General features: G+C 75.0%; 15 protein-coding genes. 10 read left to right on the forward strand and 5 right to left on the reverse strand.

Going from position 1 to position 15603, the window contains the following annotated elements:
* Window positions 1-122 precede the first annotated feature (122 nt).
* Together ACFVGY_RS05855 and ACFVGY_RS05860 are read right to left on the reverse strand one after the other, a co-directional pair.
* On the reverse strand, window positions 123-1766 hold the full coding sequence (locus ACFVGY_RS05855; RefSeq protein WP_385671599.1) for an alkaline phosphatase D family protein: 1644 nt from the start codon (window positions 1764-1766) through the stop codon (window positions 123-125).
* A gap of 72 nt (window positions 1767-1838) precedes the next feature.
* On the reverse strand, window positions 1839-2675 hold the full coding sequence (locus ACFVGY_RS05860; protein ID WP_385671602.1) for a serine/threonine protein kinase: 837 nt from the start codon (window positions 2673-2675) through the stop codon (window positions 1839-1841).
* Window positions 2676-3080: 405 nt separating this feature from the next.
* Here ACFVGY_RS05860 and mtnA point away from each other — a divergent pair, with 405 nt between their 5' ends.
* The 4 genes from mtnA to ACFVGY_RS05880 all read left to right on the forward strand — a co-directional run bounded on the left by mtnA (window position 3081) and on the right by ACFVGY_RS05880 (window position 7239).
* On the forward strand, window positions 3081-4889 hold the full coding sequence (gene mtnA, locus ACFVGY_RS05865; RefSeq protein ID WP_385671605.1) for an S-methyl-5-thioribose-1-phosphate isomerase: 1809 nt from the start codon (window positions 3081-3083) through the stop codon (window positions 4887-4889).
* Complete coding sequence (locus tag ACFVGY_RS05870; RefSeq protein ID WP_385671607.1) at window positions 4886-5464, forward strand: acireductone dioxygenase; 579 nt, start codon at window positions 4886-4888, stop codon at window positions 5462-5464. Before mtnA ends, ACFVGY_RS05870 begins: the two co-directional genes overlap by 4 nt.
* Complete coding sequence (gene mtnC, locus ACFVGY_RS05875; protein ID WP_385671610.1) at window positions 5461-6210, forward strand: acireductone synthase; 750 nt, start codon at window positions 5461-5463, stop codon at window positions 6208-6210. The genes ACFVGY_RS05870 and mtnC overlap by 4 nt, the downstream gene beginning before the upstream one ends.
* 141 nt (window positions 6211-6351) lie before the next feature.
* Window positions 6352-7239, forward strand: a complete 888-nt coding sequence (locus ACFVGY_RS05880; protein WP_385672243.1) for an S-methyl-5'-thioadenosine phosphorylase — start codon at window positions 6352-6354, stop codon at window positions 7237-7239.
* Between the two features lie 7 nt (window positions 7240-7246).
* Here the strand turns inward: ACFVGY_RS05880 and ACFVGY_RS05885 are convergent, their stop codons facing one another.
* The 3 genes from ACFVGY_RS05885 to ACFVGY_RS05895 form a co-directional block, all read right to left on the reverse strand.
* Entirely contained in the window at window positions 7247-8428 is a 1182-nt protein-coding gene (locus ACFVGY_RS05885; RefSeq protein ID WP_385671613.1) for an MAB_1171c family putative transporter, read from the reverse strand.
* The gene (locus ACFVGY_RS05890; protein ID WP_385671616.1) at window positions 8421-8924 is read right to left on the reverse strand and encodes a hypothetical protein; all 504 of its coding nucleotides are present in this window, start codon (window positions 8922-8924) and stop codon (window positions 8421-8423) included. The genes ACFVGY_RS05885 and ACFVGY_RS05890 overlap by 8 nt, the downstream gene beginning before the upstream one ends.
* 146 nt (window positions 8925-9070) lie before the next feature.
* Window positions 9071-9568 (reverse strand): hypothetical protein, encoded by a 498-nt coding sequence (locus ACFVGY_RS05895; RefSeq protein ID WP_385671619.1) that lies wholly within the window; start codon window positions 9566-9568, stop codon window positions 9071-9073.
* 341 nt (window positions 9569-9909) lie between these two features.
* Here ACFVGY_RS05895 and ACFVGY_RS05900 point away from each other — a divergent pair, with 341 nt between their 5' ends.
* The 6 genes from ACFVGY_RS05900 to ACFVGY_RS05925 all read left to right on the forward strand — a co-directional run bounded on the left by ACFVGY_RS05900 (window position 9910) and on the right by ACFVGY_RS05925 (window position 15497).
* On the forward strand, window positions 9910-10650 hold the full coding sequence (locus tag ACFVGY_RS05900; RefSeq protein WP_385671622.1) for a class I SAM-dependent methyltransferase: 741 nt from the start codon (window positions 9910-9912) through the stop codon (window positions 10648-10650).
* Window positions 10647-11345 carry an ATP-binding cassette domain-containing protein gene (locus tag ACFVGY_RS05905; protein ID WP_385671625.1) on the forward strand — a complete coding sequence of 233 codons (699 nt, stop codon included), beginning with the start codon at window positions 10647-10649 and terminating at the stop codon, window positions 11343-11345. Before ACFVGY_RS05900 ends, ACFVGY_RS05905 begins: the two co-directional genes overlap by 4 nt.
* Before the next feature lies 1 nt (window position 11346).
* On the forward strand, window positions 11347-13026 hold the full coding sequence (locus tag ACFVGY_RS05910) for a hypothetical protein (RefSeq protein ID WP_385671628.1): 1680 nt from the start codon (window positions 11347-11349) through the stop codon (window positions 13024-13026).
* Between the two features lie 77 nt (window positions 13027-13103).
* Window positions 13104-14168, forward strand: coding sequence for a class V lanthionine synthetase subunit LxmK (gene lxmK / locus ACFVGY_RS05915; RefSeq protein ID WP_385672246.1), 1065 nt, complete (start codon window positions 13104-13106; stop codon window positions 14166-14168).
* Between the two features lies 1 nt (window position 14169).
* On the forward strand, window positions 14170-15267 hold the full coding sequence (locus ACFVGY_RS05920; protein WP_385671631.1) for a T3SS effector HopA1 family protein: 1098 nt from the start codon (window positions 14170-14172) through the stop codon (window positions 15265-15267).
* Between the two features lie 80 nt (window positions 15268-15347).
* A complete protein-coding gene (locus tag ACFVGY_RS05925) occupies window positions 15348-15497 on the forward strand; it encodes an LxmA leader domain family RiPP (RefSeq protein ID WP_385671634.1) in 150 nt (49 codons plus the stop codon).
* Window positions 15498-15603: the final 106 nt, after the last annotated feature.

Consider the following 15603-nt stretch of genomic DNA (forward strand, 5'->3'; position numbering starts at 1 on the left):
CCCGGCGCCCCCGGGGGGGGCGGACCGGGCCCGCGGGCGGGCCGGCCCCGGTCAACCCCCCGGGGGGGGCCGGGCGCGGGCCCTTTCCCCCCGCGCGTCCGGGGGCGGCGGGCCCGCTCACCTCACCGGAGGGGGGACGCCGCCTCGACGCGGCTCGCGCCCCGTGCGACGCGGTAGGCGGCGCGCCAGGAGCTGGGGGACGCAGGGGTCATCCGGTCGGTGACGGCGTGGTAGTCCATCTGCACGGCGTCGCGGGTGACGTCGAGGACCGAGTATCCGTGGGAGGCGAGGTCCACCCACCGCACGTGCGGGTTGGCCGCGCGCACGGCGGCCTCCACGGCGGGCAGTTGGGCGGGGGCCGAGGAGCCGAGCTGGTCGCCGTAGTTGTCGGAGGTCACCGAGGTGACGACGAACTCGGCGGCGAGCGGCCGGCCGTCGTGGCCGGGGCCGGCCGCGGCCGCCGGCACCTCGGCGGCCCAGGCGCAGTGGACGTCGCCGGTCAGGAAGACCGTGTCGGCCACGCCCGCCCGGGCGAGGTGGGAGAGGAGTTCGCGGCGGTCCCCCGCGTAGCCGTCCCACGCTTCGGGGTTGAGCGGCCGGTGTGCGGGCGCGGCGTGGGGCAGGGCCTCCCGCAGGCCCGGCGCGGGAAGGTCCGGCAGGACGACGGGGGCCATCATGACGGGGTTGCCGACCAGCCGCCAGACGGCCCGGTCGGCCGCCAGCCCGGTCTTGAGCCAGTCCATCTGGGCCCGCCCGGTGATGGTGGGGCCGGGGGCCTGCCCTCCGGCGGGGTCGCCCGTGCCGCTGCGGAACGACCGCAGGTCCAGCAGGAACAGGGTCGCCAGGTCACCGAAGGCGAGCGTGCGGTAGGTGGTGCCCCCGGTGGCGGTGCGCACCGGCATCCATTCGAAGTAGGCGCGTTTGGCCGCGGCGACCCGGTCCTCCCAACGGCCCTCCGTGCGCGGGTCGTGGTTCGCCGCGCCGCCGGCCCAGGCGTCGTCAGCGAATTCGTGGTCGTCCCAGATCGCGATGAAGGGACGGGCGGCGTGCAGGGCCCGCAGATCGGGATCGGTCTTGTAACTGCCGTGTCGTGCACGGTAGTCGGCGAGGGTCAGGCATTCGTGCGGGGGGTGGTTCGGGCGGGCCACGGTGCCCCGGCCCGCGTACGTGGCGTATTCGTAGAGGTAGTCGCCGAGGTGCAGGACGGCGTCGATGTCGCGCCGCCGGGCCAGGTGGCGGTAGGCCGAGAACCAGCCGCTCTCCCAGTTGGCACAGGAGACCACGCCGAAGCGGATGCCGGGCACGGCGGCGCCCGGGCGGGGCGCCGTGCGGGTGCGGCCGGGCTCGGAGCGTACGCCACCGCAGGAGAAGCGGTACCAGTAGTCGGTGGCGGGGTGCAGGCCGCGGACGTCCGCCTTGACCGTGTGGTCGGACCGGGCCGTGGCCACGGCCCGGCCGGTGGCGACGACGCGCCGGAAGTGCGGGTCCCGGGAGACCTGCCAGTCGACGGCGACCGGCTCTCCGAGGCCGGCTCCGGGCACGGCGCCGGGTTCGGGGGTGATCCGGGTCCACAGCAGGACACCGTCGGGCAGGGGGTCGCCGGAGGCGACGCCGTGGTGGAAGGCCGCACGGGGCGGCCGGTCGCCGGCGGCTCGTGCGGTGGCGGGGCGGCCGGTGAGGAGGGCGGCGCCGGCGAGGCCGGCGGCGGCCGCGCGGACCACGGTTCTGCGGCGGGGTGGGAGGGAGGTGGCGGGGATGTCGGTCACGAGGTCTTCGCCTTGTCGAGGGGGTCGTCCGGGCGGACGGAACGGGTCGGGGCGGCCGTCGGCAGGCGGCCGTCAGCAGGCGGGCGCCAGCCGCGGCCCGCGCAGCGGGGCCGCGGACGGGGCCGGGGCGGGGGCTGAGGTCGGGGCGGGGGCCGGGGCCGGCAGGGTGCGGGGCGGCGGCAGCAGGTCGAGGTGGTGTTCCTGCACCAGGTCGTGGCGCAGGGCGATGGAGACCAGGGCCTCGCGCTTCCAGCGCATCCGGTCGTCGCCGGGGTGGTCGCCCCATTCCTGGAGCGGGAGCTTGGCGGAGGCCAGGTAGTCCAGGTGGTAGTTGACCGCCGCCCGGCTGAGGTTGCGACAGCCGGGCAGGGTCCGGAGGCGTTCGACGATCTCGTTGTCCGTCGGGACGCCGTAGGAGGAACTCGCGTTGAGCCGCGGTTCGCACAGGGCGACCAGGACGAGGAAGTACTTCGTGTCCTCGGCGAGGCTGAAGGCACGGGAGGCCAGGGTGTACCGGACCTCGGAGTGGGGCACGCGCCGCGGTGCGGGCGCCAGCACGCTGAAGCGGGTCAGGCGGGGTTGGTCGGGCAGGACGACACGGGACAGTTCGAAGGGGATGGGAGCCGCCTCGCGGCCCGGCAGCACCTTCACGAACTCGCCGCTGCCCTCGATGTTCTCGACGATGTAGCTGGCCGTGGGGCTGAAGTTGGAGAGCGTCCAGTAGCCGTGGTGCGCGGTGATGCGCCCGACGGGTTCGGCGACGCTCCTCTCGTCCACGTCCAGCCTCGTGTCCGAGGCGCTCCGGTAGCCGAAGAGGACGCTGTCCCCGGTGAACAGCTCGGTCGTGGGGCGTTTGCTGCGCCCGGTGTTGCGCCCCAGGTGAATGATGATGGCACTCGACGAATCCACGGTGGTCCCCGTTCCCCCAGTTGTGAGTGGACGTGAGGCTGGCCGTACCGCCCACCCGTCGCTCGTGGCATGTGCGGCATGTGCGACGTACGCGACATGCAGCCGTTTAGTTGAGCGGACAGCGATGTCGGGAGTCTAGGCATGCAGCAAGTTGCAGTGTCAACGCGATAAGAAGCGGGCCAAGTTGGTCGCAGCCCTGGCCAAATCCAACCCGTAGCCGCTTGTTGACGGAACATTACATCCTGGGAACTGTGATCCGCGTAACAGCCACTCACGGAGGGGTGGGCTTACGTTGAGCCTCACATCCCACGCCTTGCGTCCGCTTCAGCGGACGGCATGTCCGGTGGGCCGGCGCGCTCGGGACCCCGACCCGGGCGGCACGAACCGAACGACAGCGGAGGATCCGTGGCATTACCCCCTCACACCCCGCCGGTGGGCTGGCGCGACGGCGCCGTCGAGCTGATCGACCAGCGCGGCCTGCCGCACGAGCAACGCCTGATGAGGATCGAGCAGGTGGACGAACTCGTGGGCGCCATAAGGGACCTGGCGGTCCGGGGCGCGCCCGCCATCGGTCACGCCGGCGCGTTCGGCGTCGCGCTCTCCGCCCGCCTGAACCGGCGCCCCGACGGCCGGCCGGACCGCGCCGCCGTACGGGCCGACGCCGAACGGCTCATGGCCGCCCGCCCCACCGCCGTCAATCTCCCCTGGGCGGTGGGGCGGGCCCTGGACGCCCTGGCCGACGGCACCGAAGCCGTCTTGGCCGAGGCGCACGCCATGGTCGCCGCCGATGCGCAGACCAACGGCGTCGCGGCCGCGCGCGCCGCGGATCTCGTGCAGCAGCTCGCGCCCGACCGTCCGCTGCGGCTGCTCACCCACTGCAACACCGGCCGGCTGGCCACCGCCGCAGTCGGAACGGCACTCGGCACCGTCCTCGAACTGGCCCGGCGCGGCCTCGTCGAGGAGGTGCTGGTCGGCGAGACGCGGCCCCTGCTCCAGGGCGCACGGCTGACCGCCTGGGAGCTCGGCGAGGCCGGCGTCCCGTACCGCATCGTGGTGGACTCCGCCGCCGCGGCCGCGATGTCCCGGGGCATGGTGGACTGCGTCCTGGTGGGCGCCGACCGCATCGCCGCCAACGGCGACACCGCCAACAAGATCGGCACCTACGGCCTTGCCGTCGCCGCCCGCCACCACGGCATCCCCTTCGTCGTGGTGGCCCCCGAGTCGACCTGGGACCGCGAGCTCGCCGACGGCGGCGCCATCGTCGTCGAGGAGCGGGCGGCCGAGGAGGTCACCGCCTACGGGGGCGTCCCCGTCGCGCCCGGCGGTGCCCGGGCGTTCAACCCGGCCTTCGACGTCACCCCGGCGGGCCTGATCACCGCGCTGGTCTCGGCCGAGGGCGTGGTCCGCCCGGCCACCGCCGGCCTGGCCCGCCCGGCCGCCGCACAGGCGGCCGCCCCGGCCCCGGCCCCGGCCGGTGCCGGACCGGGCGGTGACGCGACCGCGACCACGACCGCGCAGGGCGCACCGGGCGCGCAGGGGCGGTCCCTCGCCGACTCCGTCGCCGCGCTCTCCCGGGTGCTCCACCAGCGGGGCTGGATGCCCGGCACCTCGGGCAACATATCGGCGCGTACCGCCCCCGGCGCCGCGACCGCCCTGATCACGGCCAGTGGCGGGGACAAGGGCGAGGTGACCGCCGACGACCTGGTGACGGTGCGCGTCGCGGACGCGGCACCCTTCTCCCCCGGCGGGCCGCGCCCCTCGGCCGAGACCTCCGTCCACATGGCCGTCTACCGGGCCACCGGCGCGGATGCCGTCCTCCACGTCCACTCCCCGTACGCCACGGCCGTCGCGAGCCGGGCCGCCGCCGGCCCCACCCCGGTCGGCGTCCCCCTCCTGGGGTTCGAGCTGTTGAAGGGACTGGGACTCGCCGACCCGGCCCGCACCGACCTGCCGGTGTTCCCCAACTGGCCCGACGTGTCCCGCATCGCCGACGACGTCGAGCAGTACCTCCGGCGGACTCCCGACGCCCCGCCGGGCCTGCTCATCGCCGACCACGGCATCACGGCCTGGGGCCGCGACCTGGGGCAGGCCCGCAACCGTCTGGAGTGCCTGGAGGCCATCTGCCGGCTGCTCGTCCTCGGCGCCCGCTCGGACCGCGCCCCGCGCACCGTCCCGCTCTCCCCCGTACTCGATCCGGAAGGCCCGCGCCGATGACCCTGCTGCAGATCATGCCGGACACCGCGCCCGGCACCGTGCTGCTGCGCACCCGGGACCGCGCCGGGATCGCCGCACGCCTGCGCGGCTGCGGCGTCGGTTTCACCCGGTGGCCCCTGCGCGGGACCGTCACCGCGGACACCGGCTCCGCGGAGGTCCTCGCCCGGTACCGCGCCGAGATCGACGCACTGTGCCGGAAGGAGGGGCTCAACGTCGTCGACGCCGTCCAGCTGCTGCCCACCGGCTCCCCCGACTGGGCCGAGAAGGCCGCCGCCGCACGGAAGGCCTTCCTGGAGGAGCACCGGCACGCCGAGGACGAGGTGCGCTTCTTCACCCACGGCCGCGGCTGCTTCTACCTCCACGTGGAGCAGCACGTGTACGCCGTGGTCTGCGAGGCCGGCGACCTGCTGTCCGTGCCGGCCGGGACCCTGCACTGGTTCGACATGGGACCGCGGCCCGACTTCGCGGCCATCCGCTTCTTCCGGGAGGAGGAGGGCTGGGTCGGCGACTTCAGCGGATCCCCCATCGCGCAGCGTTTCCCCCGGCTGGACGCCCTGCTCGGGGAGGCCGCGTGAACCGGGCCGGCCCGCCGGTCCTCGCCCTCGTCCTCGACATCGAGGGCACCACCGGCCCCCTCTCCCACGTGGCCGACGTCCTGTACCCGTACGCCCGGCAGCGCTACGCCCGGTGGGCCGCCGCCCACCGGGACGAACCGGTCCACCGCGAGGTCCTCGGCGCGATCGCCGGGCTGACCGGCGAGGAGGCCGTCGACGAGGCCCGCGCCGTCGCCGTCCTGGAGGAGTGGACGGACCACGACGTGAAGACGGCGCCGCTCAAGCGCGTGCAGGCCATGATCTGGGCCCGGGGGTACGCCGCCGGGGAGCTGGCGGGAGTGGTCTATCCGGACGTCGTCGGTGTGCTGCGGCGGTGCCGGGCGGGCGGGGTGCCGGTGCACATCTACTCCTCGGGGGCGGTGTCCGCACAGCGCGACTGGTTCGCCCACAGCGACCGGGGCGACCTGACCGGTCTGATCGCCGGCTACTTCGACCTGGACTCCGCAGGCCCCAAGCGGGACCCGGCGTCGTACCGCGCCATCACCGGGGCGTTGCGCGTGCCCGCGGGCACCGTCCTCTTCGCCAGCGACGTGGCGCAGGAGCTCGACGCGGCGGCGGAGGCCGGCTGGCAGACCCTCGGGGTCCGCCGCCCGGGCGACATCCGGGGGCCCGGGGTTCCCGGTCACTCCACCGTCTCCGCACTTGACCGCCTCCTGCCGGACCTCGGCAGCACGGCGGCCGCCCCCGCACCCGATCCGCACGAGTGAGGCGATAGCCACGTGACCAGCACCCACCGCACCCACCGCACCGCCGCCACCGCCGCCACCGCCGCCACCGACGCCGCCGACGCCGCCGCGGCCGCCGCGGCCGCCGCGGCCGCCGCCCCGGGCCGTACGCCGACGGCCGAGATCGGCGTCATCGGCGGCAGCGGCTTCTACCGCCTGCTGTCCGACGCCGAGGACGTCCGGATATCGACCCCGTACGGCGCTCCCTCGGACAGCATCGCGGTCGGCACCGTCGCCGGACGGCGGGTGGCCTTCCTGCCGCGGCACGGCCGGGAGCACGGCGTACCGGCGCACCGCATCAACTACCGGGCCAACCTCTGGGCGCTGCACTCCCTGGGGGTACGCCGTGTCCTGGCGCCCTGCGCCGTGGGATCCCTGCGCCGCGAGCTGGGACCGGGCTCGCTGGTCGTCCCCGACCAGCTGGTCGACAGGACGGGCGGACGGCGGCCGCAGACCTTCTACGACGAGGGCGCCGTCCACGTCTCCTTCGCCGACCCCTACTGCCCGGAGGGCAGGCGGTCCGTCCTGCGGTCGGCCGCCGGCGCGGGGCTCGACATCACCGACGGCGGCACGATGGTCGTGGTCGACGGGCCGCGCTTCTCCACCCGGGCGGAATCCCGGTGGTTCGCCGCCGAGGGCTGGTCCCTGGTGAACATGACGGGGCACCCGGAGGCGGTACTCGCCCGCGAACTGGCGGTCTGCTACACCTCCATCGCCCTGGTGACGGACTTGGACGCCGGAATCGACGCCGCCGAGAGCGTCACGCAGCGGGACGTCCTCTCCGTGTTCGGCGAGAACGTCGAGCGGCTGCGCGAGCTGGTCCTCAGGACGGTCGAGGAACTGCCCGGCCAGCCCGCCTGCGACTGCGGCCGGGCCCTGGACGGGCTCGCGGCCGCGGAGCCGGCCCGACCGCGGTCCGCGGAGCAGGCCCGACCGCGGTCCGCGCAGCCCGAAGGGCGGCCGGACGCGGAGCCCGACAGGCGGCCGGAGCCCGCCGTCCGCACCCCCTGAACGGCGTTCACCGGCAGCCGTCGGCCGCCCTGCCGCGGGCGAAGTCGGCGGCCATCGCCGAGCCGTAGAACCCGGCCAGCTGGAGCAGGAACCGCTCGTCGCTCCACTGCTCGCCGCCCACCACGGTGTACGGGTCCGCGGGGAGCCCCGGTCGTGCCGACGCCCGCGGGCCGGGGGTCGGGACGGCCTTCAGCCAGCACGCCGTGATCGCCGCCGCGGACTCGGCGGGGGGCACGCGCCGCTCGTCGACGTGCCGGCGCGCCTCGTCGAGCAAGGTGGGGGGCGCCGAGCCGCCGAGGGTGAGCAGCGCGTCCTGGATCTCGATGGTGCGCCGGTACAGGTGCAGCTGGGGGTGGCGGACGGACGCGAGGAGGTCTCCCGCCCGGCCCCGGACGGGGGCGAGCATGACCTGCGGGACCCGGTGCGTCAGGTCGTGCCACAGGCGGTACAGCCGGTGCAGCGTCCGCAGGTCCCGCGCCCTCCTGCGGGCGTTCAGGACGAGGGGTACGCCCGTCCCGCCCGCCATCAGGAGCGCCTCGGCCCCGGAGACCCAGGGGAAGAGCCCGGCCGCCCAGCTCCACCGGGTGAGGATGTGGAGCAGCGAGAGCACGGCCAGGAGCGCGGCCAGCAGCACCCCCGTGCCGAACGTCAGCAGACCGAACCGGAGCGGCAGGTTCGGCGTACGGGTGACATGGATCCAGCACAGGACGCCGCAGGAGAGGCTGGCTGTGACGTGGTACCCGAGCAGGAGGATCCAGTACGCGCGCCCGGGGGTGACGCCCTGGCCCGGGTCGTCCGGAACGCCGTGCTCGGTGTGGGCGGCGGCCGCGGCGTCGAGTCCGAGCAGCAGCAGGGCGAGGCAGACGGCCGCGGCGTAGGAGGCGACCGCCAGGCGGGCGCGCCCGGCCAGCCTCAGCACGAAGCCGGAAACGGCGGTCGCCGCGAACATGCCGATGAGCTCGGTCAGCAGCAGCACCCCGTGCGGACCCGCCGGCAGCCGCTCCCCGACGGACCGGGTCTGCGCGATCTGCAGGCTCATCGCCACGCTCGCCAGTGCCACGGCCAGCCACAGTGCCCGCTGCTCGGACGAGCGCAGCGCGGCCGGGGCCCGCAGCAGGGTCACCAGCACCATGGCGCCCACACCGAAGACCTCGAAGGCGACGATGGCCCCTTCATGACGGTCAGTCATCCAGACCGAGGGCCTTACCCGCCCGTCCGGGCCGCGGCGAAGGCCGGCGTGCCTCGAAGGGGTGGTCGATGCGGATCCGGATCAGGCTGGCCAGCATCTCGGCCTCCTGCTCCTGCGGGGTGCCGTAGCAGGTCCGGCCCAGCAGGCGGGACACCAGACGGGGGTTGAGGTCGGGCAGCAGAGCGGCGGGGGCCGCGCCCTCGCCGCCCTGGTGGTCGAGGAGCATGTGGCCGATCTCGTGGAGCACGATGTGCTCCTGGTGCATCCGGCTCGTCCGCTGTTCGAAGAAGATGTGGTCGTCCTCGTCCGTCGCGAGCCAAATCCCGCACGCTCCGGCCTCGGCGGTGCTCCGCGGCAGCGGATGCAGATGGAGCGGACGATTCCGCTGGCGTGCGAGTGCGGCGCACAGGGCCTCCACCGAGAAGGGTCTCGGCACCTCGATGTCACGCAGCAGGGCCTGGCAGCGGCGGCGTAATGCGGCGTACCGGTACAGCATGGAATTCCCCCGGTCTCGTTGGTTCTGAGAAGGGTCGCGATCCAGGACACGCGGTCGGCGGCCTGTGCGGCGGAGGCGGCTGTGGTGGAGGGCGTGCGAGTCACCGCACGGCCGGGTGCGCCGGCGCCCGCGACCAGTGGTGCGCGTCAGGCGGGCCGGACCTCCTCGCCCGTCGCCGGGGACGGCCGCTCTTCCGGCGGCTGCCCGTCCTGCAGGTTCTGGAGCTTGCGCGCCTCGGTCACCATGGTGAGCAGGGCGTCCAGGCTCGCGGCGGGAAGGCCGTTGGCGCGCAGCGCAATGCTGCGGATCTTGGCGTTGCGCAGGGCGACGGCCAGCTCCATCTGGGAGTTGACCCGTTCGTACACCTCGTCGTTGAGGAAGTACTCGAGCGGGACGCCGAAGAACTCGGCGAGGACGTCGAGCTGGGCGAGGGTGATGTTGCGCTTCTTGCCGGTCGCCAGCTCCCACAGGTAGGTGCCGGAGATGGTGCCGCCCGTCGCGTCGCGGATCTCCTTGGCGAGGCGGGTGTACCCGGGACGTGTCCGCTCGTCGGGATAGAGCACGGCGATGAGCTCGTTGATCCGCCGGTCGAGCCCCTGCAGAACCGGTCTGCCGTCATCGCGCTGTGCTGCACCGTTGCCCATGTGGCGGCCTCATTCGATGGCCGGGGGACGAGCCCGCTGCCCTGTCCGCTGATGGGAACGGAGTGTAACCCGCCGGGTTCACGCCGGTGTCTGTCATGTGGTTCCTTCCACGGGTGCGGTGCTGACTACGTGACGGAAGCGGATCTCCCTCCACTATCCATGCCCCCGCGGTCGAACACCGGTTTCCCGCCATGCCTTCCCCGTTGCTCCTCGCCGGTGTCAGGGGTCGGGTTCTCGCCGGCCGGGTAGCTTTGCCAGCGGTCCCGGCCGCGGCCGTAGGGAGGCGGTTCGAAGGACGGCGCACCCGCCGCGGCGGACGTACCTAGCACTGGGGGAACAGCGTGCAGTCACAGCTCACCTACGACGCTCTGGCCGATGTGTACGACCTCATGTATCCGCCACGGTCGCCGGACATCGACGCCGCCGTGGACTTCCTCGCCGCGCTGGCCCCCGCCACCGGTCGGGTGCTGGAACTCGGCGTCGGCAACGGCCGTATCGCGCTCCCGCTGTCCCGCCGCGGCCTCACAGTGCACGGCATCGACGGATCGGCGCACATGCTGGCCCGGCTCCGGGAGCGGGACCCCGGCGGATCGGTGGTGGTGCACGAGGGCGACTTCACCGCCACGACGACGGGCGAGCGGTACGACGTCGTCCTCATCGCCCTCAACACCTTCTTCGCACCCACGTCGTCCGACGCGCAGGTGGAGTGCATGCGGCGGATGCGGGAGCAACTCGCGCCCGGTGGACGGGTGGTGGTCGAAGCCTTCGATCCGCTGCCCTTCCACCGGCAGGAGGGCGAGAGGACCAGCACGCGCTACCTCTCCCCGCAGTCGGTCATGGTCGACAGCACCCATGTGATGCGGGACCGTCAGCTGCTGCTCGTGATCCACACCGTGGTCGACGGGAGCACGCCCCGCCCGACCCAGGAGGTCATCCGGTACGCCTGGCCCTCCGAGATCGACCTGATGGCACGCCTGGCGGGCCTGCGCCTGGTGGACCGGTTCGCCGGCTGGCGCCGCGAGCCGTACGGTCCGGAGAGCCAGCGGCACGTCTCGGTGTACGAGGCAGTCGAGGGCGCGTGAACACCGGTGACGGCGGACGCGGCGCCCCGACCGCGCCGGTCCTGCTGCAGCTGTCCGGCGTCAGCCGGGTCTACGGCGACCACCCCGTGGTCCGGTCGGCGGACCTGGACGTGCGGCGCGGCGAGTTCGTGGTCGTCACGGGGGACAACGGATCGGGCAAATCGACCCTGCTCCGGATCGCCTGCGGCCGGGAACGGCCGACGGCGGGTGGGGTCCTGCTCGACGGGCGCCCGATCGACGAGGACGCGCCCGAGGTGCGGTCCCGGGTGGCCACCGTGATGGACGCGGGCGCCTGCTATCCGGATCTGACCGTTCGGGAGCACGTGATGCTGGTGGCCCTGGCGCACGGCCGCGGCGACGCGTCCGGTGACGCCGTGCGGGAGGTGCTGCGCGACCACCGGCTGGACGACCGTGCGGACGCCCTGCCCTCGGCCCTGTCCTCCGGGCAGGTCCAGGCGATGCTGCTGGCCTCGGCGTTCGTGCGCCCGCACGAGCTGCTCGTGCTGGACGAACCCGAGCAGCGGCTCGACACCGGCGCGCGGCACGACCTCGCGCGGCGGCTGGCGCGGCACCGCGACCGCGGCGCGGCCGTGCTCGCGGCGACCCACGACGAGGCCCTGGCCGCGGTCGCGGACACCGTGGTCCGGTTGGAGGGCGGCATGCTGGTCGGCGGAACCGCGCGGGACGGGGGCTGAGATGGGCCTCCTCCGCACGGTGTTGCGGACCGGCGCCCCCGGGGCCGGGGCGTCGGCGCCCGACGACCGGACGGCACGGGTCCTGGCCCATCTGCACGCCGCCCGCCGCGCCGCCCGGGAGGAGAAGCGCCGGAGTGCGGCCCTGACGCTGTACGGCATCGCGCTCGTGGGCGCGTTCTGGGGTGCCCCCGCGCTGCTGGCCGCCGCCGGGGCCGGCCGGAGCGGGGCGCAGGCCCCGGTCGTGGTGTCGCACCTCGTGGCCGGGCTTCCCGTCCTCCTGCCCTCCGTACTGCTGTCGGTCGTGCTCCTCATGGCCCGCGCGGCCGTCTGGCGCGGGCCCGTGCTGGTCGACCGGCCCAGTGCCGCGTGGCTGCTGCCCACGCCGGCCCTGCGCGGGCCGGTGCTGCTGCCGCGGCTCGCGGCCTCCGCCGGATCCGCCGCGGCCGTGGCGCTGGTGCTGGGCGGTGCGGGCGGGTTCCTGCTGTACGGACCCGGTACGCGGGCCTGGCCGGCGGTGGCGGCCGCCGGGGCGTGGGCCGGTGTCGCCGCCGCAGTGCTGGGCACGGCGGCAGGGGTGTGGATCGAGCGGCACGACCGGTTCGTGCGGCGTGCGGGGACGGTGCTGTTCCGCATGGTCTGGATGCTGGTGGCCGCCGTGGCGGCAGCCGCCGGCGCGGCGGCGGCACACGGCGGCGCCCCGGCCTGGGCGGGGCCGCTGTTCCTGTGGTCGGGTCCCTGGGGCTGGGCGGCGCAGCCCCTGGTCGCGGCGACCGGCGGGGCCGCGCCCTGGTGGGGCCTGGGCCTGACGCTGTCCGCGGTGTCCGCGGCCGGGGCCGCGTGGGCGGCCGTGCGGCAGGCGCCGGACATTCCGATCGGGGCCCTGCGGCGCCGGGCGACCGTCGCCTCGGCCGTCGCAACCTCGTTGGTCATGCTGGACCTGCGGCAGGCCAGGGCGGAGCTCCCGCCGCTCAAGGAGGCGCGGTCCCGACCGGCCGTGCGGCTGCCCGTGCCGCGGCACCGGTTCCTCCTGATGCCGTGGCGCGACGCGACGGCGCTGCTGCGCGCCCCGGGCAGGCTCGGCTGGGCGGCGGTGTGGGCCGCCACGGCGGTGGCCTGTGCGGTGGCCGCGCCCCGGACGGGCGAGGACGGCCAGGAGTTGCTGTCGTTCGCCGCGCTGGCGGCGGAGTACCTGGCGGCGGCCCAGCTGACCGAGCCTGCGCGGCTGGAGAGCGACGACGTACGCCGTTCGGCCGGTCTGCCGTGGTCGGCCCGCGGCCTGGCGCTCTGGCACGCCGTCGTGCCCGGCCTCCTGCTCGCCGTGGCGGTGGCGGCCGGCGCGGGGGTGTGCGCCGTGGCCGGCGCGGCCTCCCCGGGCCTGGCGGTGTTGTCGGCCGCGGTCCCGTCGTTCGTGGCGGCCGCGCTCGTCAGTTCGTACCGGGGGGTGGTGCCGCCGCACGTCCTGGCCGGCACGCAGACGCCGATGGGCAGCACCGCCCCCGTTCAGACCTTGGTGTGGTACCTGCGCGGCCCGCTGGCCGCGCTGATCGTCACGACCCCCGTGCTGGTGGCCGTGACCCGCGGCGCGCCCTACGCGCCGTCGCACGCCCTCGTGCAGGTGGCGGCCGGCGCCGCCGGCCTGTGGTGGGCGGGGCGGACGGGTCAGCGGCTGCGCACGGGATGACCCCCGTAGCTCCGGAGGGCCGGCGGCCGGCGTCCGCCGCACCGGTCCTCCCCCGACCCGTGGACAACGGCGTGAACATGACAGCAGAGATACCGCTCCTGTCGGAGCTCGGACTGGGCGTTCTGCCCGCCGACGGGAGCGCGGCCCCCAAGGGCCGCAACGACAACCGGGCCGGGGTGACCGACAACGGCCGTCCCGTGTTCGTGAAACGGCTCGACCCGGCACAGCGTGACGCACGTGCCCGCTTCCGGCGCCTCCTCCGCTTCGAGGCGGTGGCGGGCACGGGCGGCGGGGCCGGTTCCGCCCTGCGCACACCGGACTGCCTCGGCTGGGACGAGGACCGGCTGACCATCGCCCACCGGTGGCTGCCCGGCGCCCGGTCGGGCGCCGAACTCGCCGAGGAGGACGCGTTCACGGACGCCCTCGCCCATTGGGCGGGCCGCGCAGTGGGCGCGCTGCACGCCCTCACGGTGCCCGGCACCGCCGGGGGTCCCGCGGACGAGCCGCCCGCCCTGCCCCCGCTGTCGTTCTTCGAGGCCCTTCCCCTGCCGTACTGGGCGCAGGCCAGCGGTGCGTCCCTGGAGGCGTGGCGGCTGCTCCAGAGCGACGACGAACTGATCGGCGCCGTACGGCAGCTGCGCAGGCGTGAGGCGGCCGCCCCGTGGACGGCCGCCCACTGCGACCTGCGGCTGGACCAGTTCCTGTGGGACGGCGACACCCTGTGGTTGTGCGACTGGGAGGAGTTCCGCCGTGCCGACCCGGCGCGCGACGTGGGCGGCTTCGTCGGCGAATGGCTGTACCGCTCCGTACTCGACCTGCCGTCACGGGAGCTCGACCTCTCCGGTACGCAGGAGGAGGCCGGGCACCGTGCGGTGGTGGAGCGGGGCGTGCGCGAACTGGAGCGGCTGCGCGGCCGGAACGTCGCCTTCTGGGCCGGGTACCGGGAGGAGGCCGGCGAACCGGATCCGGGTCTCGCGGAGCGGGCCACGGCGTTCGCGGGCTGGCACCTGCTGGACCGGATGCTCGCGGCCGCCGAGCGCAGGCCCCGGCTGAGCGCCCTGGACCGGGCCGCCGCCGGCATCGGCCGGTCCGCGCTGCGGCACCCGGACCGGTTCACCGCCACGCTGGGACTGGGGGACTGACATGACGGCACCTGTCACCGCTGCGGGAGGTCCCGCCTGCGCGGAACGCGACGAGCGGCTCGATCCCCGGCTGGGTCCGGTCCTCGCGCAGGTCCGGGTGGAGCCCGGGGGCCTCCGGGCGACCGTGGCCGGGCGCACGCTCTCCGCGGACACCGCTCGCGCCCTGCGCCGGGAGCTCGTCGGAGCCCTGTACGAGGAGTTCCACGCGGGTCACGCCTTCGAGGAGGACATCGGCGGGCGCTCACTGCGCGAACCCCGGTTCGAGCAGCGGCTGGCCGCGTGCGTACCGCACACCACGACACCTGTCAGGGCGCAGCAGCCGACCGCAGGCGGCGGGCAGGGCGCCGGCGTGGCCGTCGTCGACGGGCTCCGGGTCCGACTGCCCGGAAAGGACGGGGGACCGGGACCGGACCGGGAACGGGAGCCCGGTGTGGTGCGGGAGCCCGGTGTGGTGCGGATGCCGGCCTCCCGGCCGGGGCTGTCGCCCGGGTTCTTCCTCGTGGACGGGTCCCGTGGCAGGCCGTCCGGCGGGCCGCTGCTGCGGCTCTACGTGCACCTCGACGACGCCGACGAGGCCGTGGCGGCATGGGGGCGGACCCTGCGGACGCTGGAGGCGGCCGGCGTGCGGTACCGGGCGAAGGTGAGTTCCGCCGAGCGGCTGCTGCCCCGCCGGGACGGGCTCGTGGTCTACCTCGGCGAGGACGCCTGGCACGTGGTGCCGTCGCTGGCCGAGCGGGTCCCGTCGGCCGCCAAGGCGGGGCGTACGGGACTGTCCCCGGCCTTTGCGCGGGTGCTCACGGCGGGCGTCTGCCTGGCCTGGGAGCCCGAGGACGGGCGGCCGGGACGGCGCCACCTGAGCTTCGGCCAGCACCGGGCCGCTGCCGTCGCCGACGCCCTGCTGGAGCATGCGACCGCCGGACCGGCGCCCGCCGCGGCGCCGCTCGGGGACCTTCTGGTCCGCCGGCTGCGGGAGTCGGGAATCGAGCCGGCCGCCCTCCACCGGAATCTGAATTCCCCGGAGGTGCCGGAAATCGGAGAGCGTGTTCCAGCTCACACCCGAATTTCGGGCAAATCATTTGCCCGAACCCCGGAAGAATGATTTCCTGACAACGCCGATGAATTTCCCGGGAAACGCATCAGCGGGGAATTCCGAATTGTTCCCGAAGAGAGGATTTCGACATGGATTCCATTGAGCTCATCGAGGGCTACGCCACCTACACCACGGCGGAGGAGCTGACCGCCTCCGACGCCGCCGACGCCCCGGCGATCACCACCACGGTGACCTCCTCGGAGATCTGCATCACCATCACCGCCGGCATCACCTGCTGAGTGCCGACGGGGCCACCCGGCCCGGCACTGCGCAGTGACGGCCGCCCCCCCCCGCCCCGCCCCCCCCCCGGGGGGGGGGGCGGGCCCCCCCCCCCCCCCAACCCGC

Origin of the sequence: Streptomyces sp. NPDC127106, from assembly GCF_042677605.1 — a bacterium.
Lineage (GTDB): Bacteria > Actinomycetota > Actinomycetes > Streptomycetales > Streptomycetaceae > Streptomyces.

Excerpts from the sequence above, each read along its gene's own strand:
- ACFVGY_RS05870 (WP_385671607.1), top strand. The coding sequence starts at position 4,886 with ATGACCCTGCTGCAGATCATGCCGGACACCGCGCCCGGCACCGTGCTG.
- ACFVGY_RS05885 (WP_385671613.1), bottom strand. The coding sequence starts at position 8,428 with ATGACTGACCGTCATGAAGGGGCCATCGTCGCCTTCGAGGTCTTCGGT.
- ACFVGY_RS05890 (WP_385671616.1), bottom strand. The coding sequence starts at position 8,924 with ATGCTGTACCGGTACGCCGCATTACGCCGCCGCTGCCAGGCCCTGCTG.
- ACFVGY_RS05895 (WP_385671619.1), bottom strand. The coding sequence starts at position 9,568 with ATGGGCAACGGTGCAGCACAGCGCGATGACGGCAGACCGGTTCTGCAG.
- ACFVGY_RS05910 (WP_385671628.1), top strand. The coding sequence starts at position 11,347 with ATGGGCCTCCTCCGCACGGTGTTGCGGACCGGCGCCCCCGGGGCCGGG.
- lxmK (WP_385672246.1), top strand. The coding sequence starts at position 13,104 with ATGACAGCAGAGATACCGCTCCTGTCGGAGCTCGGACTGGGCGTTCTG.
- ACFVGY_RS05920 (WP_385671631.1), top strand. The coding sequence starts at position 14,170 with ATGACGGCACCTGTCACCGCTGCGGGAGGTCCCGCCTGCGCGGAACGC.
- ACFVGY_RS05925 (WP_385671634.1), top strand. The coding sequence starts at position 15,348 with ATGGATTCCATTGAGCTCATCGAGGGCTACGCCACCTACACCACGGCG.